A 24,707-nucleotide genomic window follows, 5' to 3' on the forward strand; every position below is an offset into this window, starting at 1 on the left:
GCAGATGCGATGGCAGCGATGCGAGATCATCGCTTGTTCGATAGCAGATTCGTCGTAGCTTCGAAGCCATGACCAAGACATGGCTCATCACCGGTGCGGCCGCGGGACTCGGCCGCGAGTGGACGGAGGCGGCGCTGGAGCGCGGCGACCGCGTGGCGGCGACGGCGCGCGGGCGCCTCGAGCGCTTCGACGCGCTGGCCGAGCGGCACGGCGACCGGCTGCTGCGACTCGAGCTGGACGTGACCGACCGCGCCCGCGCCTTCACGGCGGTCCGCGAGGCGGCCGACGCGCTCGGCTCGCTCGACGTCGTGATCAACAACGCCGGCTACGGGCACTTCGGCATGGTCGAGGAGCTGACCGAGGCCGAGATCCGCGCGCAGCTGGAGACGAACTTCCTCGGGACGTTGTGGGTGACCCAGGCGGCGCTGCCGATCATGCGCGCACAGCGCTCCGGCCACATCATCCAGAACACGAGCGAGGGCGGGATCGTGGCCTTCCCGGGCATCGGCGCCTATCACGCGTCCAAGTGGGCGGTCGAAGGGCTGACCGAGTCGCTCGCGCAGGAGGTCGGCGGCTTCGGCATCAAGGTCACGTCGGTCGAGCCGGGCCCGTACCGCACGGGGTTCGGCAGCACCGACGCCTCCAGCGCCCCGCTGCCCGCGTACGACCAGGTCCGCGCCGACGGCGCGCAGGACTGGGACTTCGGCGACCCGCGCGCGACCCGCGACGCGATCCTGCGCGTCGTGGACGCGGACGAGCCGCCCCGGCGGATCTTCCTCGGCCGCTCGTCGCTGCCGCACGTCGAGCGCGTCTACGCGGAGCGCCTCGAGACCTGGCGGGCCTGGGAGCCGGTCTCGCTGGCCGCTATGGGTGCCGTTTGAGGCCGCGCAGGATCTGGTCGGCCGGGCGGTGCGGCGCGCGGATGGCGAGGCCGACCAGGTCGAGGGCGTCCGTCGCGACGGCCTTGACCGCGGCGCGGTTCTCGTCGTCGTGGCCGGTCGAGAACAGCTCGTGCGTGTAGATCGCGAGCTCGGCCTCCCGCTCGAGTGCCCGCCGGTGCGCCTTCTTGAGGCCGTCGGCGCTCGCCTCGAAGACGAGCACGGGCTGGCGCAGCATCGGCAGGTAGTGGACGCCGTCCGCGTCCTCGTAGTGCGGCCCGACGGTGCCCTCGGGTCCGGTGGCGATGATGCCGCTCATCAGGAACGCGGTGACGTTGAGCCGCTGCCAGGTGGCGAGGTCGTCGCGGACGACGACGGCGATCTTGGTCGGAAAGTCGGTGACGCCCATGTGCCTCCGCAGGATCGCGCGCCGCGGCTCGTCCGTCTTGAACGATCTTGCGCCCGCTTCAGCCCGCGGCGTAGCGCGCGGGCGTGATCCCGACGTGGCGGCGGAACGTGCGCGTCAGGTGCGCCTGGTCGGCGAAGCCGCACCGCAGCGCCACCTCGGCCGGCGCGTGTCCGGCGCCGAGCAGCGCCCGCGCGCGGTTCACGCGCAGGTCGACCTGGAAGGCGTGCGGCGGCAGCCCGACCTGCGCGCTGAACCGGCGGACCAGCTCGAAGCGGCTCAGGCCCGCGACCGCCGACAGCTCGGCGAGCGCCACGGGCTGGTCCCAGCGCTCCCGGATGTGCGCGATCGCCCGGCGGACCGCGGCGTGCTCGACGCGGTCGCGCGGCGCGTCCGGCCCCGGCCGCAGGTGCGGCTTGAGCGTCTCCACCGCGCGCAGCACGGCCTCGTCGCGGGCGAGCCCGGCGGGCTCGCGCGCCAGCGCGTCATGCGCGGCGAGCATCGCGCCGCGCAACGCCGGGTCGGAGAACACGACCCAGCGGGCGGCGCGCGGGGCGGCGGTGTCGCGCTCGTCCCACGTCGACAGCAGCTCGGGCTCGAGGTAGAGGACCTTGTACGCCCACCCCTCGGGAACGGCCGGCACGCCGGTGTGCACCGCCTCGGGCTCGAGCACGAAGCACTCCCCGTCGTTCGCGCGCTCCTGCCGGGCGTCCACCTGGAACGCCGCCGCGCCGCGCTCCATCACCGCGATCGTCCACGTGGGATGGCTGTGCGGCCGGTACGCGTGGCGCTCGAAGTTGGCGTGCAGCGCCTCGACGCCGCTCAGCCCTTCGGGCCGGAACCACTTGACCGCTTCCGCCACGCTCTCAAAGCTAGCGCCGGCCGGGACAGGGGATCACCGCGGCTCGGCGGATGCGGGGAAGCCGTACCGGCCGATCGGCTCGACGCGATCGGCGATCCAGTGCTCGATCGTCCCGCCGCTCGCCCGCTCCCATCGGCGCAACGAGGCTTCGAGGCGCGCGCGGTTGCGCGCCGCCGCAGCCGGCCACACGACGAGCTCGGACACGTACCGCGGTGTGGGCGTGGCGGCGGGCACGCGCTCGGGCAGTCGCAGCGCGTCGGTGAACAGGTTCGGCCACAGCGTCAGCGTCACGGTCGGCACGTCGCGGGTGAACAGCAGCTCGGCACTCTCGGGGAGCGTCGCTTCGCGGGGCTCCTCGTCATCCGGCTGCCAGAACAGCGTGAGGTCCAGCGTCGCGTCGAAGCCGTATCCGTTCGCGGCGAACACCTCCAGCGCGTCCGGGCCGTCGGCCACCGACCACGCGCGCTCGTCGGCTTCCTCCCCCGGGTAGAGCTCGATCTTCGAGAAGCCGGCGTAGGGGAACGCGTCGAGGAAGGTCTCGACGATCTCGATGAGCGGCGCTCCGGTCGCCGCGCGCCCGTCGAGCTGCAGGTGCCACTCGCCGGTGGGCCGCCGATTCGCCATGGTCTCGACGAGCCCGTGCAGCACGGCGGGCACCGCGCCGTCCCGCCGACTACTCGGGCGGCGCTGCGCGCACATCCGTGACCAGCGGGTCACCGGCCTCGAGGTCCGGCCGGTACGCACCGCCGCTCATGTGGTGCGCGAGCGCTTCGAGCACGGGGATCGCGTCCTGGTAGCCGTCGAGGTTGCGGCCCTGGCGCTCGGTCAGCATCGCGCTCTGCGTGCCGACGTCGATGTGGCGGAAGTTCGAGCCGGGCGGGACCGGCTCCTGCGGCACGTCGGGGAAGTCGCTGTCGGCGAGCGCGGAGCGGATGCGCTCGATCGCGGCGGGATCGACCCGGCCGGTCCAGGCGCCGTCGCCCATGCGCCAGTGGTGCTCCAGCGTGGCGGCGCCGTCGGCCTCGATGGTCAGCTCGACGCGGCCGAACGGGTCGCTCGGGTTGTGCTCGTTCCCGGAGCTGTAGTGGATGCGATCGCTCATCGACGGTCAGCGGGACCGGGCCGCGGTCCGCGGGTCGGCCGCGAAGAGGTCGCGGAGCGCTGCCACGTGCGGGGCGATCTCGGCGAAGAACGCGTCGGCGAACGCGTCCAGGTTGGCGCCGGGCACGTAGCGCGTGGCCATGAAGTCGAGCCCGGGAAGGAACGCGCGGAAGCGGTCCTCATCGAGGCGCCCCAGGTCGGCGTCGCCGTGCAGCAGGCTCCCGGCCAGCAGGCCGCTCGTGGGGCGGATGTCCCCGGCGAGATGCTCGGCGATGAGCGCGTACGCGCGGCCGGGGGCGTGCCACACCGCGCCCGGGGCGACCTCGATCTGGCCTGCCGGCGGCTCTTCACCGGCCCGGGGGTCCGCGTTGAGCAACCCGGCGAACAGGCTGAGCCCGTACACCTGCGGTGCGAACCAGCTCGGGTCCTCGCCCGGCTCGGGACCCGCGTCGATCACGTCGCGGACCGCGGCGCGCGCGGCGGTCGCCAGCGCGGCGAACCGCTCGGCGGGGAGGGCGCGCAGGTCGAGGGCGAGCGCGCCGTTGGATGCGATCGTCTCCTCGAGCATCTCCGCCTCGGCCGGGACGGCCACGGCCAAGCGCTCGAGCGCATCGTCGAAGATCCAGCCGGACGGCATCCACACCGCTTCGGGCGCGGCCGTGATCGACGCCGATCCGCTCACAGCGTGCCTCGCGTCGGGCTGATGTAGACCTTGATCTGCGGACGCGAGCCGCTCCGGAGGAAGCTGCCGTACTCGGTGCGGATCGCGTTGATCACCTGCGCCTGCTGCGCCTCGGTGAAGGTGGAGATGTCGACCCACACGTAGTCGAGACCCTGCTTTCGGGTGTGGTTCTGCACGGAGTTCATGAACCGGTCGAGCTCGAAGACGGGTGACGGGCCCACGGCGTCGTACGTCTTGCGCGTGCTCGGGTCGATCCAGTCGCCGCTCTTGCCCTGGTTCTCGGGGAGCCGCGGGTTGAAGCGCTCGACCGGCGCGTCGATCGTCTGCTCGATGTGGACACCGGCCTGGCCCTCGTGCGGCTTGTGGACCGGCTTCTTGCCTTCGAGGTCGGTGCCGAGGTAGCGGTCATGGACGGGCTTGACCTGGGCCTCGAGCTCGAGCGCCTCGTCGAACGCGCGCTTCTCTGCCTCGCGATCGCCGGCCTGCCGCGCCGCGTTCAGCCGCGCCGCGACCGCGTCGAGCTCGGCCTGCTTGCCCATCTCGTCCAGCTCACGCGCGTAGCGCGTGCGCAGGTGCTGGCTCGCGAAGTGCTCGTCGCCGCCCCCGCCGGTCCTCGGTGCGGGGCTGGGCGTGCCGCCGCCTGAGCCCGGCTTGGGGTTCCGCGGCACGGCCGCGTCGATGTCGCCGCCGATCTGGTCGAGGTGGCGGTCCTTGAGGTGCGTGCCGGGCTTGTGGATCGGCAGGCCCGTCGCCGGGTCGATCTCCGCCGCGCCGCCGCCGGGTGGGCGCTTCCAGTAGTCGCCCATCAGGGTGTCGTCGTCGCGGATGCCGGACGTGTTCGGCTTGCCGGTCGCCTTGTCGATGCCGCCGCGGAGCGCGGCCTGCGGGTCGTAGTACTCGTCGAGCAGGCCCATCTGGTGGCCGAGCTCGTGCGCGTGCGTGGTCGGGTTGGAGTCGACGTACCACTCGACCTGGTTGGCGCCGCCGGACTTCGGCTTGACGTCCACCACGAGGTGCGAGGCGGCGGCGTCGTCGGTGAACTCGACGTTGACGTTGAGCCGGTTGCCGTTCGGCAGCGTGTGGCCGCCGTTGTAGAACTCGTCGACGCCCTTGAGGGCGTCGGACTGCACGCGCGCGATGTCGTCCGCGGACACGCCCGGCTGCGGCTTGAGGTTCACCTTCATCGACACCTGCGTGAGGTTCTGGCCGTCGTAGGCGAACTCGCGCGCCTCGAACCGGCTGTCGACGCCGTAGTAGCCCTTCGGGTCGCCCTTGGGGTCGACGATCGGGTCCTTGCGGTAGGTGTTGACGTCCTTCGCCGTCTCGAAGGCTTCCTTCTGCTGGTTCTCGTAGAACTCGCGCAGGTCCTTCTGGGCCTTCTCGTAGTCGGGGCCCTTCTTGACGCCGGTCGAGCTGTCGATCCGGTCGCGGATCGCGGTCGGGTTCTCGATGTCGTCGAGCTTCTTCTGCGCGCTCTTGGCGACCGTGTCGGCGTCGCTCGTGACCTCCGGCTTCGTGCCGGTGGTCGACGGCTCCTCGCGCGCGGCGCTCGTGGTCGGCTTGGTCGTCGGGGGCTTGGGCCTGATGCCCGGGAACTTCTTCTCGAGCGCGCCGCGGGTGGCGTTGCCGAGCTTGGTGCCGAGCTTCTCGGCGGCCTTGAACGGCGCCGCGACGATCTTGCCGGGCAGCGTCTTGCCGGCCTTGGAGCCGAGCGTCGCGAGCTTGCCACCGACGTTCTTGATTCCGCGCCCGAGCGCCTGCACGCCCTTGCCGAGCGCGCTCGACGCGATCTTGGAGCCCATCCGGCCGACCGCGCTGTTCGCGACGCTCGTGCCGAACTTGCCGGCGACCTTGGAGCCGATCGCGCCGAGGCCCTTGCCCAGGCCCGGGATCAGGCCGGTGACGCCGCCGATCAGCATCGCGGTGCCCAGGCCCTCGTTCCACTTCTTGCCGGACGCGAGGTTCGTGACGATCTGGCCGGCGCCCGCGCTGATCGCGCCGATCACCGCGCCGGCGACCACGAGCACCGCCAGGCCGGAGCCGAACGTGGCGATCACGAACGCCGTCAGCGCGATCGCGACGATCAGGCTGACCCAGAAGCCCGGGTCGGTGAGCATCTTGGCGACGAACTCGAACGCCGCCTTGAGCTTCTCCGCGACCCACTTGGCGGCGGACACGACCTTGCCCCACAGGCCGCTCGGCTTCTTCGGCTCCTTGGTCGCCGCGGCGTTGACCTTGGCCTGGCCCTCGGAGACCTTGCCGGCGTTGTCGCCCGGGATCTTGCCCGTGCCGCCCTGGACCTTCGCCTCGTGGGCGGACATCTCGGTCTTGGTCTTGTTCAGGCCGTCCGAGAGCTTGCCCTTGACCTTGTCCTTGGACTGCTTGACCTTGCCCGTGTAGCTCGTGACGGTCTTGTCGCCCGCGGCGGTCGCGGACTTGGCCGTGCTCTGCACCTGCGTGCCGACGTTGCTCGCCAGGCTGGAGGCGCCGGTGGACGCGCCGGAAGCGGTCTGCGCCGCGGACCCGGCCGCGCCGGCCGCGCCGCTCGCGAGCCCGGTCTTGGCCTGCTTGGCCGCCCCGCCGGTCGCGGTCGTCGCCAGCTTCGCGGTCTTGCCTCCGGCGACGATCCCGCGGGACGTCATCTCCTTCAGGCCGCCCTTGACCTCGCCCGCGACGCCGGCCGCGTCCTCGCGCATGATCGGCGCGCGCTTGACGAGCGCGCGCATCTTCGCGGCACTGGCCTTCAGGCCCTTGAGCGCGGCCGCGTGCTGGGCGCCGACGGCCTGGTTCGCGGTGGCGGCGCCCTTCGCGAGCGCGCCCTTGGTCGAGGCGACGGTCGACGCGATCTGCTGCGTGGCGGCGCCCTGCTGCGCGCCGAGCGACGCGTTCGTCTGGGCGCCGACCTGGCCGAGTGCGCTCTGGCCCGAGCTGACGCCCTTGGCGACCGCGCTGTTGGCCTGCGACGCGATCGTCGTCAGGTTCGACATCGCGTCCGGCAACGTCGACTTGATCGCCGTCGCCGCCTCCTTGCCCTTGGCCTGGAACGCCGAGCCGACCTTGCCGCCCTGGGACTGGACGCCCGAGACGACCTGCCCGCCCTGCGACTTGACCTTGCCGGCCGTCTCGCCGGAGACCTTGGACGCGACCTTCGCGTTGCCCTCGGCCGCCGCCTCGTTGGCGCCACCGCCTCCGCCCGACTGGCCTTGGACGGCGCCCGCGGTCGAGTCGATCGTGCCCTTGACCTTCTGGCTGGACGCGGTGACCGCGGACTTGCCCTGGTTGGCGAAGTCCGAGCCGGTCTGCGTCGCGGCGTTCGCGGCCTCGTCGACGGCGCTCTTGGTCTTCGACGTCGCGCCGCTCTTCCACGTCGTGACCTGGCCCTTGGCGGTCGCGCCGGCCGCGGAGACCTTGCCCTTGGCGCCCGCGACGGCCGCGCCGACCTGGCCCTTGGCCTTGGCGAACGCTCCGCGCACGGTGCCCATGTGCTGCGTGCCGGCCTCCGACACCTCGCGCTGGTGCTTGGCCGTGGCCTGGCTGATCGCCTGCTTGGTGCGCTGCTGCGCCTGCTTGAGCTTCTGCGTCTCGGCCTGCGTCGCCTCGGCGATCGCCTGGTTGACCGCCGCGCGGCCCTCCTTGATGGAGCGCTTGCGCTCGCGCTCCTCCGCCTTGGCCTCCTCGGCCGACTCGCGGATCTGCTCCGGCGTGTAGCCCTCGGCGAGCAGGACCGCCTCGTCCTCGCGGCTGAGCTCCTCGCTCTCGTCGGCCTCGTCCTCGAGCTCGGCCTCGAACCCGCCGTCCTCGGCCGCCTCGGCCTCGCCGCTCTCGTGCCCGCCGTCGGCCTGGGCGTCCTCGCCGCCCTTGCCGTCGTGCTCGCCCTTCTCGTCCTTGTCGCCCTTGTCGTGGTCGCCGCCGCCGTGCTCGTGGTCGCCGTGCTCGTGCTTGGCTTCGCCGCGGTCATCGTCCTTGCCGCCGTGCTCGTCCCGGTCGTCGTCGCGCGCCTCGCGCTTGTGCTCGGCCGGCTCGTGCTTGGGCCCACCGTCGCGCTCGTCGGCCGCCTCGCGCGGGCTGGCCTCGGGCATCGCGACGGGAGCCGCGGCCGCGGCCGGAGCGGCGGCGGGAGCGGGTGCGGCGGCCTGCGGCCCGGCGAGCGGGTCGGCCTCCGCGCCAAGCCCATCGGGTCCGGCCGGCGCGGCGCCACGTTCTTCGGGTCCGGCCGGGGCAGCGCCGGGCGACGCGGCCTCGGGGCCCGCCAGCGGGCCGGCGTCCGCGGCCAGCGCGTCCGCAGCCGGCGCGGCGGCACGTGCGGGCGTCGCGCTCGGGGCGGCGCCGTTGGTGGCCGCGGCGAGGTCCGGTGTCGCGACGGGGGCGGGCGCCGCGACCTCGGGCACGCTCGGGGCGGCGCCGTTCGGGCCAGCGGCGAGGTCCGGTGTCGCGGCAGGGGCGGGAGGTGCGGGCGCGGCGGCCGGCGCCAGTGCCTCGGGCATCGCGTTCGTGGCGGCGGCTTCCGCGGCGGCGAGGTCCGGCACGCCCTGCGTGGCGGCGGCCGACACCGGGCCGGCGCCCGCGGCGGCGGCGTCCAGGGTCGGTGACGCGGCGCTCGGGGCGGCGGGGGTCGGCGCTTCGGGGACGGCGACCGGCGACGGGGTCGGGACCTGGGCGGGCGTCGGGTTCGTGGGCGGCGCGCTCGCGGCGGCCGGCTGCTCGGGACCTGCGGGCGCGGGCTCGGCGGCCGCCCCGGCCTCTTCGCCCGCCGGCTCGTCGCTGTCCGGCTTGGGCTCGGGAGGCTTGACGTCGCCGACGACGTCCTCGCCGTCGTCCTCCATGTCCTCTTCGGCGCCCTGCGGGGCGGTCTCGCCGCCCGTGGCCTGCATGAAGACGGCGTCGGCGTCGGCCTTCGGGTCGGCGGAGTCCGCCTCGGCGGCCGCGGGGGCTTCCGCGGGCTTCGCCGGCTTGGGCGCCTTGTGCGCCGGCTCGGCGGCCGGGGCGTCGGCGCCCGCGGCGCCGCCGTCCTGGTCGGCCATCTCGGCCGGCTCGGCCTTGAGCGCCTCGGCGGCGGCGGGCTGCGCGGGCGGCGGCGTGTCCTTGGCCTTGGCCTTCGCCTCGTCGGCCGCGGAGTCGGGCGAGTGCCCGTTCTTCTGCGCGAGGTCCGGGTTCTCGGCCGCGACGGCCGCGGTGACCGCGCTGCCACGGGCCGCGCCCGCGAGCGCGGACATGATCCGGTCGTCGCCGGGCGCCGCCTTCGGGCGGGGCGGCGTGGCGACCCCGCCACCGTCGCGCTGCCCGCTCACGAACGAGGACACCGCCGCGTTGCCGGCGCCGCGCTGCATGCCGAGCACCTGCTGGACGCTCATCCCGCCCGGGAGCGCGCCCGTCGGGCCCGGCGCCTCGGGCGCGAGCGTCGCCGACGGCGCGGCAGGCGCCTGCTGAGGGGCGAGCTCCTCAACCCGCTCAGGCATGCTTCAGACCCGTCCACGACCAGCGCACGTCGCGGACAGACTACGCAGCAAATCCGGATCCGTCACGGGCCAACGGGCACCGATTCGTGCAAGCCGCCCGCTTCACTCCCGCAATCCGGCGGTCGCGGTGAGCCCGGCACGGCCGATCAACGCGCCGGGAAGCAGCGTGCCGAGCAGCCCGAGCGCCGCGCCCAGGGCGAGCACGAACGCCGTCTGCCCGAACGGGACGACGAGGGATCCGGCCTGCGCGTCGTTGCCGATCCCCGCGAGCGAGGCGGCGACCACGGCGACGCCGCCGGCGATCCCCACGAGGGTCGTCGCGAGCGCCTCGATCACCTGCGCGCGCGTGACCTGCACGCGCGTCGCGCCCGCGAGGCGAGCGAGCAGCAGCTCGCTGCGGCGCTCGGCCGCGGCCATCGCGCCGCTGTTGAACACGGCTATCGCGGCCATCAGGAGCATCAGCGCGGCGACGACCCACTGCACCTGCGCGCCGTCTTCCAGCTCGCTGTCGAGCGCCGCGAAGTACTCGTCCCGGCTGAGGCTGCGCACGCCCGGCGGCATCCGCCCGGCGTCGCCTTGCACGAAGACGGCGGCGTCGAGCGGCGCGGTCGCGTGGGCGAGCGCGAGCGGGCGCGACAGCACGACGTCGCCGAGCCCGAGCGCCCGTCCGTAGATCGCCACGACCCGCAACCGCCGCGGGCTCGCGTCCGCCAGCCGCGCGCTGAGCGGCTGGCCGATCCGCACGTCGCCCTCCTCGGCCAGCCGCGCGCTGATCGCGACCGCGTCGTCGTGCACGTCGCCGAGCCGGCCGGCGCGCACGTCGAGGTCCAAGGTGCCCGCGAGCGTCCCGGGGTCGAGCCCGGCGGCCGGCAAGGCGCTGGTGCCGTGGGCCGGCAGGAACACCTCGGTGGCGACCAGCCCCGCGCCGCCGGCCTCCTCCGCGACGCCGGGCGGGAGCCCGCCGCCGTCGCCGGCCACCAGGACGCGGTCCGCCTGCACGCGCTGCGCGCTGACGTCCCGGACCGCCTCACCGGCGGTCGCGAGCGCGACCACCTGGGAACCCGCGAGCGCGACGACCAGCGCGATCGGCCCGGCGACCGCGCCCACCCGGAAGCGCCCCGTCGCCAGCCCGGCGCCCGCGAGGAACCGGGCGGCACCGCGCCTGGCGACCAGGCGGCCGAGCCACGCGGCCGGGTAGCCGAGCACGAGCGGCGCCAGCGTCGCGACGCCGAGCGCGAAGCAGAGGGCGGCCAGCACCGCGTACGCGGCGGCGTCGTGGGACAGCGCGATCACGATCATCACGCCGCCCCCCAGCGCGAGCAGGCCGAACGCCGCGCGCACGGCGCCGAGCCGCCGCCGCGGGACCGCCGCGGCCACGAGCGCCTCACCCGGCCGCACCTTCAGCCCGCGACGCACGGCGACCAGCGACGCCAGCAGCGCGACGACCGTCCCGGCCGCGAGCGAGACGATGTCCGGCACCCAGTGCAGCTGCACGGCGAAGCCCTCGGGAGCGACGCCGACGTCCGTCAACGCGCCGGCGAACGTCCCGGCCAGGAGCCGCGCGCCCGCGCACCCGACCGCACCGGCGAGCAGGCCGACCACGGCCGTCTCGACCAGCAGCATCCGGCGCACCTGGCCGGGACCGGCGCCGAGGGCGCGCAGCAGCGCGATCTCGCGCCGTCGCCGGTCGGTGACGAACGTGATCGTCCCGGCGACCACGAAGATCGCGACGAGCAGCGTCATGCCGCCCCCGGCGCCGATGACGGCGAACAGCTCCTCCTGCGCGAGCGCGCGCGGGCTGCCGACGTCGGCCACCGACGCCCGGCTGCGCGGGAGCACCTCGTAGCCCGGCGGCACGTGCCGCTCGATCTGATCCCGGTCGGCTCCGAGCAGGACGATCGCGTCGTAGCCGGGGCCCAGGCCGGACAGGCCTTGCGCCGCGCCGTCGGTGACGAACACCGCGGACTGGAGCCGCTCCTGCTCGGCGTCGGCTCGCACGACCCCGACCAGCCGCAGCGTCCGCGGGCCCACCGGCGCGACCACCCGCAGCTCGCTCCCGAGGCGCCGCCCACGCGCCAGGCCGGCGTCGAGCACGACCTCGTCGGCCGCCCGCGGCGCCCGGCCGCCGGCCAGGCGGTAGGGCGTGAGCGCCGCGCTGGCCCAGCCGTGCGCGTGCGCGGGCGGCCCGCCGGGCGCGCGCCCGACCACCGACAGCGGCACCGACAGGTCGCCCACGGCCCGCTCGACTCCCGGAACCCGGCCGAGCGTCGCGACGGCCTCCCGCGGCAGCCGGTCGGAGCGCGCGACCGTGATCACCTCTTGCGCCTCGCCATGCCCGAGCGTCACCTGCGAGGGCGCGCGCACCACCAGGTCCGCGCGCGCGAAGCGGCCAGGGCCCGGATCACGCAGCGCGCTGGCCATCAGCTGGCCGGCGGAGGCCACGACCGTCGCCACGATCGCGAGCATCGCCAGCGCGCCGAGGAACGCCCCGGCGCGCGTGCGGAGGGTGCGCAGGCCGATCGCGATCACCGGTCAGGCCCCCAGCGCCGTCATCCGTGCCGCGACCGCCTCGGCCCGCGGCGCATTCAGCGCGTCGACGACCTCCCCATCGGCCAGGAACACGACGCGGTCCGCCGCCGCGGCGGCGACCGGGTCGTGGGTGACCATGACGATCGTCCGCCCGTCCTCGTCCACGAGCGAGCGCAGCAGGGCCAGCGCCTCGCGGGCGGAGCGCGTGTCCAGCGCGCCGGTCGGCTCGTCGGCGAAGATCACGCGCGGCTCGGCGACGAGCGCCCGCGCGATCGCCACCCGCTGCTGCTGCCCACCCGACAGCTCCGCCGGCAGGTGCCGGGCGCGCCGGCCCAACCCGACCCGCTCGAGCGCCGCGCGCGCCACGCCCCGCCGCGGCCGCTGCCCACCGAGGCGCAGCGGCAGCACGACGTTCTGCGCCGCCGTCAGCGACGGCAGGAGGTTGAACGACTGGAACACGAACCCGAGCTCGCGCCGCCGCAGCTCCGCCAGCCGCTTCTCGCCGAGCTCGGTCAGCTCCAGCTCGCCCACGCGCACGCTGCCGGAGTCCGGCCGGTCCAGCCCGGCGGCGCACTGCAGCAGCGTCGTCTTCCCGGAGCCCGAGGGTCCCATGATCGCCGTGAAGCTGCCGCTTCCGAGCTCGAGCGAGACGTCCGCGAGCGCGCGCACGGCGCTGTCGCCGCGGCCGTGGCGCTTGCTCACGCCGGTCAGCACGATCGCGCTCCTCATGCCACGCGCTCCAGGCGCCGGGCGAGCTGCTCGCCCTCGATGTCCACGCGCGGCAGCGCGCGGTCCAGCCAGCCGGGCAGCCACCAGGCGCGCTCGCCGAGCATCGCCATCAGCGCGGGGATCAGCGTCATCCGCACCACGAAGGCGTCGATCAGGATCCCGCAGGCGAGGGTGAAGCCGATCGACTTGATCAGCACCGTGTCCTCGGCGACGAAGCCCGCGAACACGCCGATCATGATCAGCGCCGCGCCGGTGACCACGCGCGCGCCGTGCCGGAAGCCCTCGGTCACCGCGCGCGTGGGCGGCGCGCCGTGGACGTGCTCCTCACGCATCCGCGAGACCAGGAACACCTGATAGTCCATCGCGAGCCCGAACAGGATGCCGACGATGAAGATCGGCAGCACCGAGACGATCGGCGCCGTCTGCTCGATCCCCAGCACGCCCGCGAACGCGCCCTGCTGGAAGACCGCCACGAGCGTGCCGAACGCCGCGCCGATCGTCAGCAGGAACCCGCCGACCGCGGTGAGCGGGACCAGGATCGACCGGAACGCGACGAGCAGCAGCAGGAACGCGAGGCCGACGATCAGCGCCAGGTACGGGATCAGCGCGTCCGACAAGCGGTCGGCGAAGTCGATGTTCGCGGCCGTCTGGCCCGTCACGAGGATGGTCGCGCCCAGCTCACGGGCGAGCGGGTCGCGGCGCTCGCGGATCTCCTTGACGAGGTCCTTCGTCGTCTCCGTGGACGGGCCGCTGCGCGGCGTGAGCGAGACGATCGCGGTGTCCCCCGCGGCGTTGAGGACCGGCGTGCCGACGTCGGCCACGCCGTCGAGCCGTCCGAGCTCGTCCACCACGGCCTCCGCGGCGTCCTTGGCGTCCCGCCGGTCCACGACGATCGTCAGGGGGCCGTTGAAGCCCGGCCCGAACCCGTCGACCAGCAGGTCGTAGGCCTTGCGGTTGGTCTCGTGCGGCGGCGCGGTCGAGTCGTCGGGCTGGCCGAGCCGCATGTCCAGCACCGGCGCCGCCAGCGCGCCCAGCGCGAGCACCGAGAACACCACGGCACCCACGCGGCTCCGGGTGACTCGCGCCACCCAGCGCGCGCCGAGCGTCGGCCGCGCCGCGCGCGGGCCGGTCTCGAAGTTCTTGCCCTTGGCGAGCCGGGCGCCGGCGAACCCGAGCAGCGCCGGGACGAGCGTGAGCGACACGGCGACCGCGACCGCGACCGTGCCCGCGGCGGCCAGGCCCATCGCGGTCATGAACGGGATGCCGACGACGGCCAGCGACGCCAGCGCGATCACCACGGTCGCGCCCGCGAACACGACCGCGCTGCCGGCGGTGCCGATGGCGCGCGCTGCGGACTCCTCCGGCTCGACGCCCTGCAGCAGCTGGGAGCGGTGGCGCGAGATGATGAACAGCGCGTAGTCGATGCCGACGGCGAGGCCGAGCATCAGGGCGACGGTCGGCACGGACGAGTCCATGTCGACGACGCCGGTGAGCGCCGTGATGCCCATGAGCCCGATCACGACGCCGATCACCGCCGTCAGCAGCGGCATGCCCGCCGCGCCGAGCGTCCCGAACGTGATCAGGAGGACCAACCCCGCGACGGCCAGGCCGATCAGCTCGCCGAGCCCGCCGACGGATGGGTCGGAGTCGACCGCGTCGCCGCCGAGCTCGACCTGCAGCCCGGCATCGCGGGCGCTCGTCGCCGCGGCCTGGACCGCGGCGACCGAGCCTTCGGGGTGCGCGTCGGCCGGCTCCGCCCACGACACCTGGGCCAGCGCGACCCGCCCGTCCGCGGACGTCTGCGGCTCGCTGACCTCCAGCACGCCGGGTGCCTTCGCGGCGGCCGCGACGGCGTCGGCGACGGCCGCTCGCCGCTCGCCGGTCAGGCGCTCGCCTTCAGGGGCGGCGAAGACGATCCGCCCGGACGCGCCGTTCGCCTCCGGGAGCCGCTTCTCGAGCAGGTCCGCCGCCCGCTGGGACTCGGTGCCGGGGAGCGTGGCGGAGTCGGTGGTCGTGCCGCTCAGCGTCGCGGCCGCCACGAACGCGCCGACGAGCACGAGCAGCCACACGGCGAGCACGGCCTTCCGCCGCCGGAAGGCCGTGCGGCCGAGCTTGTACAAGGCAGTTGCCATGGGAGGTTCCTTCGCTTGGGGAGGGGGGTGCTCTCCCAAGATCGGAGGCGCGGAGCCGCGCGACGACCGCCGTTGGCCCCCTCTTGCTGGGGCCCAAAGAGGGCGGCAAGTTCCACCTTTAGGAGGAACCGCCCGGGGCTACGCTTGCGCCGTGCCACGCCGCGCCGACATCCTCTGGGCCGTGCTGGCCGTGGCGGGCTCGCTGGTCGTGCTGCTGGGGGGTGACGACGGCGGCGCGGCGGGAGTGCTGCTCGCGGTCGCCGCCTGCGCGCCGATCGCCGCCCGCCGCACGCATCCGCTCCCGGCGGCGGTCACGGCCCTGGCGCTCGCCGCGCTCGGCATGGCGCTCGGCTACACGGCGGTCGTGCCGGTCCTCGCCGGCCTCGTCCTGTGCAGCCAGGCCGCCATCCACAGCGCGTCGCGGGTCACGCTGCCGCTGACGGCCTACGCCGGCGCGGTGATGGCCGCCGCGGTCGCGATCGCCGGCACCGACCCCGTCACGCCGCTGATCATGCGCGTCGTCCTCGGCTTCGCGATCGGCGCGACCCCCGTGCTGATCGGCGGCTCGATCCGTCGTGAGCGGGAGCGCACGCGCGAGGCGCAGGAGTTCGCGCGGCGGATCGCCGAGCTGCGCGACCGCGACGTCGAGCGCGCCGTCGCCGAGGAGCGGCTGCGGATCGCCCGCGACGTGCACGACATCACCGGGCATCACCTGAGCGCGATCTCGCTCCAAGCGGCCGGCGCGAGCGGCGCCCGCGGCGCGCTGTCGGACCCCGAGGTGCGCGACGCCCTGGGTCGCATCCACCGCCTGACCTCCGAGGCGCTCGGCCAGACCCGGCGCGCGCTGGGCGTGCTGCGGGCCTCCGGACCCGCCACGCTCGCGCCGACCCCGCGCCTCGAGCAGCTCGACCAGCTCCTCGAGCCCGCGCGTGCCGCCGGCCTCGCGGTCGACCTGCAGCTCGACGGCAGCGCGCGCCCGCTGTCGGACGAGATCGAGGTGTGCGCCTACCGGGTCCTGCAGGAGTCGCTGACGAACGTCGTCCGCCACTCGCACGCGACCTCCGTGCGGGTGCGCGTGGCCTACGGCGACCGCGAGCTGACGGTCGAGGTGGTCGACGACGGCGTCGGCCGCCCCGCCGCGCCCGGCGGCGGCATCGGCGGCATGCGTGAGCGCGTCGCGATCGTCGGCGGCGACTTCTCCGCCGGCCCGAGCGGCCGCGGCTGGACGGTGCGGGCGAGCCTGCCGCTCTCCGCGCAGCCGTCGGGCGAGCGCCCGCGCGCCTTGGGGGCCACGCCGTGAGCATCCGCGTCGTCATCGCCGACGACCAGGCGATCGCCCGCCAGGGCCTGCGGATGATCCTCGGCCGGGCCGACGACATCGAGGTCGTGGGCGAGGCCACCGACGGCCTCGACGCCCTCGGCCAGGTCGAGCGCCGCCGGCCCGACGTCCTGCTGATGGACATCCGCATGCCCCGCATGGACGGCCTCGAGGCGACCCGCCGCCTGCGCGACACCGAAGGCGTGGCCGTGATCGTCGTGACCACCTTCGACCTCGACGAGTACGTCGTGGAGGCCCTGCGCGCCGGAGCCGTCGGCTTCCTCGTCAAGGACTCCCCGCCCGAGCGCATCATCGACGCCGTCCGCGTCGTCGCCCGCGGCGAGGCCCTGATCTCGCCCGAGGTCACCCGCCGCCTGCTCGACCAGTTCGTCGCCGCCGCGCCCGCCCGCGCCGGCGACCCGGCGCTGGCCGACCTCACCCCGCGCGAGCGCGACGTCCTCCTCGGCATCGCCGCCGGCCGCAGCAACGCCGATATCGCCGCCCACCTGCACCTCGAGGAGAGCACGGTCAAGAGCCACGTCGGCCGCATGCTCGCCAAGCTCGGCCTCACGAGCCGCGTGCAGGCCGTGATCTTCGCCTACGAGACCGGCCTCATCGCGCCCGGGTCCGCACGGCACTAAGTTCAGGGCGCGCCCCCGATTGCGCCACGCCCTCCGGCACGAGAGGGTTGGTCCGATGCGCTCCCTGATCCTCGCCACGCTCGCCCTCGCGGCTTTGACCCCCGCCGCCGAAGCCCAGCCGCCGCTGTGCGCCCCCGAAGTGATCGAGTCCACCTTGATCGGCGCAGGCCACCTCACCCAGGACGACCTCGACGCCGACATGGGCGTCAACCTCGTCCGCTGCGGCGACCTGACCGGCGACGGCGCCACCGATGTCGCCTTCACCCTCGCGAGCGGCGGCACCGCCGGCGACACCCACTTCGGCGTCATCCAGGCCGGCGCCGACGGCGCCGGCGAGGTCGTCCTCTACAAGGAGGGCTACAAGGTCGGCCTCGCCCGCCACGACGCGAAGTCCTTCGACGTCCTCCAACCGCACTACGGCAAGCGAGACCCGAACTGCTGCCCGTCCTCGTTCCGCCAGACCCGCTTCACCTGGACGGGCACCACCTTCAAGGCGGGCAAGGCGAAGACGCTCAAGCGCGCGCCGTCGCGGTTCTACCGCGCCTGAACGAAGAAAGGCCCTGTCACCAGGGCCTTCGTCGATGGCGAGACCCGGGCTCGAACCGGGGACACCACGATTTTCAGTCGTGTGCTCTACCAACTGAGCTATCTCGCCGCGGGCGCTTAGGCTAGCGCGTCGCCGAGCGCGGGTGGGCGACCGGGCGGCGGAGTGGGCCACGCGGCCCGCAAACGGGGCAGCGCGGTGACCATGACGAGCGCCAGCCCGGCGGCCATGACGAGGAACGCGCCCTGGACGCCGACGCTCGAGATCAGGGCGCCCGAGCAGAGGAAGGAGAGGGCGAACGCGAACGACACGCACGTCTTCTGGAGGCCGAACAGGCGCCCGTGCAAGGTTTCCGGGGCGCTGCGGGAGAGCAACATCCGATCGTGGACCAGGGCGAGGCCGTTGCCGAACCCGCCGAGCGCGAGGGCGGGGACGATGAGCCAGATCGAGCCGGCGAGCGCGCAGACGAGGAGGTCCACGGCCATCGCGGCCAGGCCGATCGCGTAGGCGCGGCGCCAGAGCCACACGCGGCCCGACGTGAACCGCGTGCACAGCGAGCCCAGGACCGTCCCCAACCCGCCCGCGGCGACCATCAGGGCCAGCCCGGAGCCGCCGACGCCGAGCACCTCGCGCGCGAGGAACACCTCGCCGACGTTGGTGACGCCGATGCACAGGACCACGCCGGTGGAAGCCAGGAGGAGGGTGCGGATCTCCGGCCGCCCGGCGAGCTCGCGCACACCGGTGCGCGCGTCGGCCAGCAGGGTCGACCGCCCGCGCGCGGCGACGTCGCCGCCGCCGTCCACGCGCACGCCGACCAGCAGCGCCGCGGACACCGCGAAGGTCAGCGCGTTGAAGCCCATCAGCGCGGCGGGCGAGATCACGGCCAGCGCGACCGAGGCGAGCGCGGGCCCGGCGGTCAGCCCGAGGTCGTCGATCGCGCTGTAGAGCCCGAGCCCGGCGGCGCGGCCGCGTTCACCCCGCAGCAGGCGCGGCAACCCCGAAAGCGCCGACGGTCCGAAGAGCGCGTTGCCGATCCCCGCGATCAACGCGCCGACGATCATCAACGGCAGCGAGTCCGCGAAGAGGATCACCACGAAGGCGACGCACCGCAGCACGTCGGCGACGACGGCGCACACGCGCCACCCGATCCGGTCGACGAGCGCGCCCAGCAGCGGGCCGAGCACGATCGCCGGCACCAGATCGGGCACGAGCACGGCCGCGATCGCCCAGGCGTTCTCGAAGCGGTCGTAGGCGAGCAGGGACAGCGCGACCGCGGCGAGTCCGGAGCCCAGGCAGGACTGGGCGTGGGCGGCGAAGAAGCGCCGCGCCGGCGCGCCGGACAGCGCGGCCGCGAACATCAGGCGACGGCGGCCTGCGCGTGGAAGCGGCGGGGCATGATGCGCGAGCCGCAGGCGGCGTGCACCAGCACGATCACGCCGACCATCAGGATCGCGTCACCGACGGAGAAGACGTTGTGCAGCGGCAGGGAGGTCGGGGTCGCGAAGACGTCGCCGAGGAACTGCAGCTTCGGGTCCGACAGCACGGCCGAGTTGACGAACTCGCCGTCCTTGGCGGTGACGGCCAGGGACTCGGCCGCGCCCGCGCGCGTGGGCATCACGCCGCCGTTGGCCGCGATCGCGGCGAAGTTGCAGAGGCCGCCGAGCGCGATGATCGGCACGCCGACGATCCGGCGGTTCGCGAAGGCGAACGCGCCCAGGAGCACGTACGAGGCGAGGTGGACCGTCGTGTGGAACGTGTGGTCGCCGGCGTCCGGGATCACGGAGATCACCAGCACCTGCAGGAGGATGGCCGCGAGCGCGAGCCCGGGCTTGCGCAGCGGGAGGTCGGCGAGGCGGGTCAGGCGGCCGCCGAGCAGGGGCACGCTCGCCAATACGAGAAGGTACGCGAGGCCGATGATCATCGTGACCTCTGTGATCGGCAACCCTCGTCCGGTGCGCCACTCCAACAAACGTCGAATTGCTCAATTCAGGTCTTCACCGGACCGACAACCGGAGTGGAACGGCTCTCAAGGGGGGAGCCAATGACACGGAGGTCACCAACCATGATGAAGGCTCGCCTGTACCGCCTCGCGCTCGTCGCGGGCGTCGTGGCCGTTTTCCTCGAGGGTCTCGGCGCCGGCGTTAAGTGGGGCTAGATCGCATGCAGCAGGTCCGCAACGGCCGTAAGTGGTAGTGCCCGAGGGCGCCGAGGCATCGGCGCCCTCACCCGTTTCTCCACCACCTGATTCGATTGCCCTCCGTCGTCAGAAAGCTCACCGCGCTCGACGCCTACGTCAACGCCGTCATCCTCGTCGGTGCCGTCTGCGCGGTGTGGCTCACCCTCGACGGAGCGGGTGAGCTCCATCGCCTCTGGTCACCGGAGGCGATGGTGTTCTTCGTCTTCGCCTTCGGTGGCGAGTTCGTGACGCTGAAGGTGATGACCCGCGGCGCGGAAGGCGAGGTCACGACCTCGACCACGTTCGCGCTCGCCGCGATGATCCTGGTCCACCCGCTGGCGGGCCTGATCGCGCTCGGCTCGGCCAACCTCGTGGCCGACACCTGGGGCCGCAAACCGCTCCAGAAGATCCTCTTCAACTTCTTCCAGTACGCGATCGTCGTCGGCGCCGCCGGCCTGGTGATGAAGCTCCTCACCGGGCTGCCGCGCGACGCCGCGCCGCACCTGGACCCGTCCGACCTGCCGGGCGTGCTGATCGCGGCGCTGGTGTTCTTCATCGCCAACATCGGCCTGGTCTCGATCGTGGTGGCGCTCGCGACGCAGTCGAGCGTGTTCACCTACCTCGCGCGCGACCTCTTCTTCCAGGCGTCGATCAACGGCCTGATGCTCGGCCTGGCGCCGATCGTCGTGCTCGCCGCCGACTTCGCGCTGCCGGCCATCGCGCTGCTGTTCCTGCCGATCTTCGCCGTCCACCGCGGTGGCCGCGAAGCGATCGCGAAGGAGCACCAGGCGCTCCACGACGCGCTGACCGGCCTCCCGAACCGCGAGCTGTTCAAGGACCGGATCGACCAGACGGTGCGCACCGCCAAGCGCACGGGCGAGACCGCGGTCGTGATGATCATGGACCTCGACCACTTCAAGGAGATCAACGACACGCTCGGCCACCACATGGGCGACGCGCTCCTGCAGGAGGTCTCCAGCCGGCTCCAGAAGGCGCTGCGCGACTCCGACACCGTCGCCCGGCTCGGCGGCGACGAGTTCGGCGTCCTGCTGCCGTCGGTCACCACCGCCGACGACGCCACCGCGGTCGCCCAGCAGCTCCTCGGCCACCTGCGTGAGCCGTTCGTGCTCGACGGGATGCGGCTGGAGATCGACGCCTCGATCGGCCTCGCCCTCTTCCCCAAGGACGGCGAGCACAACGAGACGCTCCAGCAGCGCGCCGACATCGCCATGTACTCGGCCAAGCAGGCGGGCCGCGGGTTCGCGATGTTCGAGCCCGAGCTGGACCGCCACTCGCCGCGCCGCCTCGCGCTGGCCGGCGGCCTGCGCTCCGCGATCGGCGAGGGGCAGATCCGCCTCTTCTACCAGCCCAAGGCGGACCTCCGCACGGGCCGGATCATGGGCTGCGAGGCGCTCGCGCGCTGGGACCACCCCGAGTTCGGGATCGTCGGCCCGTCCGAGTTCGTGCCGATCGCCGAGCAGACCGGCCTGATCACGCCGCTGACCTCGTTCGTCCTGGACGCCGCCATCCAGCAGGTGGGCGAGTGGCAGCGGGCGGGCCTGGAGCTGTCGGTCGCCGTCAACCTCTCCGCGCGCTCGTTCCTGGACACGCAGCTCGCCGTCGAGATCCCGCGGCTGCTCGCACGGCACTCGGTCGAGGCGCGCCTGCTCGAGCTCGAGATCACCGAGTCGATGCTGATGACCGATCCGGCGCGCGCCGAGGCGACCCTCACGCGCCTGCACCAGATCGGCCTGACGCTCTCGGTCGACGACTTCGGCACGGGCTACTCGTCGCTCGCGAACCTCAAGCGCCTCCCGGTCGACGTGATCAAGATCGACAAGTCGTTCGTGATGGAGATGGCGGTGGACGCGTCGGACGCGGCGATCGTGCGGTCGACGATCGAGCTGGCCCACAACCTCGGCCTGCGCGTCGTCGCCGAGGGCGTGGAGTCCGAGGATGCGTGGCGGCACCTCGACGCGCTCGGCTGCGACCTCGCGCAGGGCTACTACCTCTCGCGCCCACTCCCGGCCGAAGCGGCAACGCGCCTGATCCACGAGCGCGGCGCCGGGTTCCAGGCGTCCGTCGGGCCGTCGAGGCCGCCGCAGGATCTCCTGCAACGATTTACGAAAGTTTGATCCCGTGCCGAAATAGGGCGTGTGATCCGTGCCGTCGCTGTTCTCACCGCCCTGCTCGTCCTGCCCGCAAGCGCCCACGCGCAGAGCGGCGGAGCCGCCGCGCCGACCGCTCGCGGCTTCACCGCCGCGCCGGCGATCGTGACGGAGGGCGGCTCGGTCACCTTCACCGCCAAGGTCACGCCGAAGGCCCTCGCTCGCGTGGACGTGATCGCGCCCGGCAAGCCCGCCGTGCGCACGAAGCTCGGCCGCGTCGGCGCGAGCGGGACGATCAAGGCGACCTGGACCGCCGCGCTCACGCCCGGCAAGTACACGGCCCGGCTCGTGGTGACGATCGGCAGGAGCAAGCAGTACTTCCGCCGCCCGCTGACCGTCGGCGCCAAGCCCGCCGCGCCCGCGCCGCCGGCCCCGCCCGCGACGCTCACGTCGACCGGCTCGCGGATCTTCCCCGTGCAGGGCCCGTTCAACTTCGGCGGTGAGCTCTCGCGCTTCGGCGCCGGCCGCACCGGTCACATCCACCAGGGCCAGGACGTCGCCGCGGCGGAGGGCACGCCGGTCGTGACGCCGATCGCCGGGACCGTCTTCCAGGTCGCCTACCAGGCGAGCGGCGCCGGCTACTACGTCGTGATCGCGGGCGTCGACGGCCGCCACTACGTCTTCATGCACCTCAAGGCCGACTCGACCGTGGTCGCCAAGGGCGCGCCGGTCGCGCCCGGCCAGCGGATCGCGAACGTCGGCAACACCGGCGGCTCCGACGGCCCGCACCTGCACTTCGAGATCTGGGTCAACGGCTGGTGGGCGACGAAGGCCTCGGCCCCGATCGACCCGCTGCCCGAGCTGCAGGCCTGGGCTACCGCCGCAGCATGAGCTTCATCAGGGCGGCGCTGCCCGCCTTCGAGAGCGGCTCGTTGAGGTTGCCGCACTTGGGCGACTGCACGCAGGACGGGCAACCCGACTCGCACGGGCACTCGCTCACGAGCCGGTAGGCGTCGCCCACCAGCCGCTCGAACTCCTCGTAGCCGCGGCGGGAGATGCCGATCCCGCCCGGGTGGCCGTCGTAGATGAAGATCGTCGGGCCGCCGGTCTGCGGGTGGTAGTTGGTCGAGAGACCGCCGATGTCCCAGCGGTCGCACATCGCCAGCAGCGGCAGGACGGCGATCTGCGAGTGCTCGGCCGCGTGCAGCGTGCCGACCTCGTCCTCGTCGAGCTCGTACCACAGCGCCTGCGTCGTGAACGACGTCTGGGGCAGGTCGAGTCCGATGATGTCCATCGCCTCGTGGTCGTTGAGGCGGCGGCGCTGGTAGGCCAGCACCTGCTCGCTCACGACCACCTTGCCGAAGCTCAGCTTCACGCCGAGCGCGTGGCGGGTGGCGAGGACCTCCTCGATCGCCGTGTCGGTCTCGCGCTTGGGCTGCGTGTACCAGTTGCCGTCGAACGGGCGGACGAACGCGCGCCGGTCGTCGAGCTGGAGCGCGGCGACCTCGAACGTGCGGCCTCCGTGCAGGTAGACCGCGCCCTGGTGGACCGTCGACGGCGCCGAGCCGGCGTCGACCGTCCCGATCACCTCGCCCGTGCCGCCGTCGATCACGGACACCGCGTCCAGCCCGGCGGAGCGCAGCGACACCGCGCCCGCCGGGTACTCGTCCGCGCGGCGCAGGACGTACGTGCCGTCGGGGCGCAGGCGCAGCTCGCCCGCGCCGACGAGCACGTCGGCCGCCGCGCGCCAGTTGGGCCCGAGGATCTCGTCGTCCTCGTGCGAGAGCGGACCCTCGTGCGCCGCGCACAGCAGGTGCGCGGCGAACAGCTGCTCGTTCTCCGGATCGAGGATCGCGGCCTCGACCGGGCGCTCGAGGAACTCGTCGGGGTGGCGGCAGAAGAACTGGTCCAGGGCGTCCTCGCCCGCGACGTAGACCGCCAGTCCGCGTCCGCGGCGGCCGGCGCGACCCCACATCTGCTTGAGCGACGCGACCGTGCCGGGGAACGTGACGCAGATCGCCGCGTCCAGCGCGCCGATGTCGATGCCCAGCTCGAGCGCGTCGGTGGAGACGACGCCGAGCAGCTCGCCGGCCGTGAGCCGTCGCTCGATCTCACGCCGCTGCGCGGGCGTGTAGCCGGCGCGGTAGGGCGCGATCCGCTCGGCCAGCTCCGGGTAGCCGCGCTTCTTGAGCTCGAGCTCGGCGAACTTCGCCATCAGCTCGATGCCCTTGCGCGACTTCATGAACACGATCGTCCGCGCGCCTTCGATCACGAGCCCGACGAGCAGGTCGGCGGCCTCGGCCAGCGCCGATCGCCGTCGCGCCGTCTCCGGGTCGGTGATCGGCGGGTTCCACATCGCGATCGAGCGGTTCGTGCCCGGCGAGCCGTCCTTGCTGACCACCTCGACGTCGTCGAGGCCGGTGAGCCGCTCCGCCAGCTCGCCCGGGTTGGCGACCGTCGCGCTCGCCAGCAGGAACCGCGGCGCGGTGCCGTAGAACTCGCAGATCCGCCGCAGCCGCCGGATCACGTTCGCGACGTGCGAGCCGAACACGCCGCGGTAGACGTGCGCCTCGTCGATCACGACCACGGCGAGCCCGCTGAAGAACCGCTCCCACTGCGTGTGGTTCGGGAGGATCCCGAGGTGCAGCATGTCGGGGTTGGTGAGGATCAGGTTCGCGCGCCGGCGCAGCTCGGCGCGGTGCTCGCGCGGCGTGTCGCCGTCGTAGATCGCCGGCTGCAGGCGCTTGAGGTTGAACGCGTGCAGCGCCCGCGCCTGGTCCTGGGCCAGCGCCTTGGACGGGTACAGGTAGAGCGCCCGCGCCATCGGGACGGTCGCGATCGTCTGCAACGTCGGCAGCTGGAAGCACAGCGACTTGCCGGACGCGGTGCCGGTGGTGACGATCGTCGGCCCTTCGAACGCGGCCTCCAGCGCCTCGGCCTGGTGGCCCCAGAGGAAGTCGACGCCGCGCCGGGCGAGCGCCTGGCGCACGTCCGGGTGCAGCTCCTCCGGCACCGGGACCATGGTCCCGTGGCGCGCATGCTCCATCGCCTGGCGGACGAGCCGGTCGTCCACGCGCCCGGACGCGAGCAGCGCGTCCCAGGGCTCCTGCTCACGCACGACGGACACCCCTTCGATGCTAGGGCC

18 protein-coding genes and 1 tRNA gene are annotated in these 24,707 nt (G+C 73.8%); 6 read left to right on the forward strand and 13 right to left on the reverse strand.

The window, feature by feature from the left end:
• Window positions 1-68: 68 nt before the first annotated feature.
• The gene (locus tag C8N24_RS12780) at window positions 69-881 is read left to right on the forward strand and encodes an SDR family NAD(P)-dependent oxidoreductase (RefSeq protein WP_121250455.1); all 813 of its coding nucleotides are present in this window, start codon (window positions 69-71) and stop codon (window positions 879-881) included.
• Here the strand turns inward: C8N24_RS12780 and C8N24_RS12785 are convergent.
• The 9 genes from C8N24_RS12785 to C8N24_RS12825 all read right to left on the reverse strand — a co-directional run bounded on the left by C8N24_RS12785 (window position 865) and on the right by C8N24_RS12825 (window position 14,775).
• Window positions 865-1,287 carry a DUF2000 family protein gene (locus tag C8N24_RS12785; RefSeq protein WP_121250457.1) on the reverse strand — a complete coding sequence of 141 codons (423 nt, stop codon included), beginning with the start codon at window positions 1,285-1,287 and terminating at the stop codon, window positions 865-867. The two genes, C8N24_RS12780 and C8N24_RS12785, sit on opposite strands and share 17 nt — an antisense overlap.
• 58 nt (window positions 1,288-1,345) lie before the next feature.
• Window positions 1,346-2,146, reverse strand: coding sequence for an AraC family transcriptional regulator (locus C8N24_RS12790; RefSeq protein WP_121250459.1), 801 nt, complete (start codon window positions 2,144-2,146; stop codon window positions 1,346-1,348).
• A gap of 33 nt (window positions 2,147-2,179) precedes the next feature.
• A complete protein-coding gene (locus C8N24_RS12795) occupies window positions 2,180-2,863 on the reverse strand; it encodes a hypothetical protein (RefSeq protein ID WP_170179052.1) in 684 nt (227 codons plus the stop codon).
• The gene (locus C8N24_RS12800) at window positions 2,820-3,248 is read right to left on the reverse strand and encodes a hypothetical protein (RefSeq protein WP_121250463.1); all 429 of its coding nucleotides are present in this window, start codon (window positions 3,246-3,248) and stop codon (window positions 2,820-2,822) included. The genes C8N24_RS12795 and C8N24_RS12800 overlap by 44 nt, the downstream gene beginning before the upstream one ends.
• Before the next feature lie 6 nt (window positions 3,249-3,254).
• Window positions 3,255-3,929: a hypothetical protein gene (locus tag C8N24_RS12805; RefSeq protein WP_121250465.1), complete on the reverse strand. Its 675-nt coding sequence runs from the start codon at window positions 3,927-3,929 to the stop codon at window positions 3,255-3,257.
• The gene (locus tag C8N24_RS12810) at window positions 3,926-9,385 is read right to left on the reverse strand and encodes a hypothetical protein (protein ID WP_121250467.1); all 5,460 of its coding nucleotides are present in this window, start codon (window positions 9,383-9,385) and stop codon (window positions 3,926-3,928) included. Before C8N24_RS12810 ends, C8N24_RS12805 begins: the two co-directional genes overlap by 4 nt.
• Window positions 9,386-9,487: 102 nt before the next feature.
• On the reverse strand, window positions 9,488-11,914 hold the full coding sequence (locus C8N24_RS12815) for an ABC transporter permease (protein WP_121250469.1): 2,427 nt from the start codon (window positions 11,912-11,914) through the stop codon (window positions 9,488-9,490).
• A 3-nt stretch (window positions 11,915-11,917) separates the two neighbouring features.
• Window positions 11,918-12,643 (reverse strand): ABC transporter ATP-binding protein, encoded by a 726-nt coding sequence (locus tag C8N24_RS12820; protein WP_121250471.1) that lies wholly within the window; start codon window positions 12,641-12,643, stop codon window positions 11,918-11,920.
• A complete protein-coding gene (locus C8N24_RS12825) occupies window positions 12,640-14,775 on the reverse strand; it encodes an MMPL family transporter (RefSeq protein WP_121250472.1) in 2,136 nt (711 codons plus the stop codon). The genes C8N24_RS12820 and C8N24_RS12825 overlap by 4 nt, the downstream gene beginning before the upstream one ends.
• Window positions 14,776-14,926: 151 nt before the next feature.
• On the opposite strand from C8N24_RS12825, the gene C8N24_RS12830 reads away from it, so the two are divergent.
• From C8N24_RS12830 to C8N24_RS12840, 3 genes are read left to right on the forward strand one after another with little or no spacing between them, the layout of a single operon-like run.
• Window positions 14,927-16,075 (forward strand): sensor histidine kinase, encoded by a 1,149-nt coding sequence (locus C8N24_RS12830; RefSeq protein WP_170179053.1) that lies wholly within the window; start codon window positions 14,927-14,929, stop codon window positions 16,073-16,075.
• Window positions 16,072-16,734, forward strand: a complete 663-nt coding sequence (locus C8N24_RS12835) for a response regulator (RefSeq protein ID WP_121250476.1) — start codon at window positions 16,072-16,074, stop codon at window positions 16,732-16,734. Before C8N24_RS12830 ends, C8N24_RS12835 begins: the two co-directional genes overlap by 4 nt.
• Window positions 16,735-16,789: 55 nt before the next feature.
• Entirely contained in the window at window positions 16,790-17,281 is a 492-nt protein-coding gene (locus tag C8N24_RS12840) for a hypothetical protein (protein WP_121250478.1), read from the forward strand.
• Window positions 17,282-17,316: 35 nt separating this feature from the next.
• Here the strand turns inward: C8N24_RS12840 and C8N24_RS12845 are convergent.
• From C8N24_RS12845 to C8N24_RS12855, 3 genes are all read right to left on the reverse strand, one after another.
• Window positions 17,317-17,389 (reverse strand) — tRNA-Phe (locus C8N24_RS12845).
• A gap of 8 nt (window positions 17,390-17,397) precedes the next feature.
• The gene (locus C8N24_RS12850) at window positions 17,398-18,636 is read right to left on the reverse strand and encodes an MFS transporter (RefSeq protein ID WP_121250480.1); all 1,239 of its coding nucleotides are present in this window, start codon (window positions 18,634-18,636) and stop codon (window positions 17,398-17,400) included.
• On the reverse strand, window positions 18,636-19,160 hold the full coding sequence (locus C8N24_RS12855; protein WP_245971915.1) for a DUF5317 domain-containing protein: 525 nt from the start codon (window positions 19,158-19,160) through the stop codon (window positions 18,636-18,638). Before C8N24_RS12855 ends, C8N24_RS12850 begins: the two co-directional genes overlap by 1 nt.
• Before the next feature lie 368 nt (window positions 19,161-19,528).
• Between C8N24_RS12855 and C8N24_RS12860 the strand changes: the two genes are divergently transcribed.
• The gene (locus tag C8N24_RS12860) at window positions 19,529-21,589 is read left to right on the forward strand and encodes a putative bifunctional diguanylate cyclase/phosphodiesterase (RefSeq protein ID WP_121250484.1); all 2,061 of its coding nucleotides are present in this window, start codon (window positions 19,529-19,531) and stop codon (window positions 21,587-21,589) included.
• 21 nt (window positions 21,590-21,610) lie between these two features.
• Window positions 21,611-22,453, forward strand: coding sequence for a M23 family metallopeptidase (locus C8N24_RS12865; protein WP_170179054.1), 843 nt, complete (start codon window positions 21,611-21,613; stop codon window positions 22,451-22,453).
• Here the strand turns inward: C8N24_RS12865 and C8N24_RS12870 are convergent.
• Window positions 22,437-24,689, reverse strand: a complete 2,253-nt coding sequence (locus C8N24_RS12870; RefSeq protein WP_245971845.1) for a DEAD/DEAH box helicase — start codon at window positions 24,687-24,689, stop codon at window positions 22,437-22,439. The two genes, C8N24_RS12865 and C8N24_RS12870, sit on opposite strands and share 17 nt — an antisense overlap.
• Window positions 24,690-24,707 lie beyond the last annotated feature (18 nt).

Origin of the sequence: Solirubrobacter pauli (assembly GCF_003633755.1) — a bacterium.
In the GTDB taxonomy this organism is placed as follows: Bacteria; Actinomycetota; Thermoleophilia; order Solirubrobacterales; family Solirubrobacteraceae; genus Solirubrobacter; species Solirubrobacter pauli.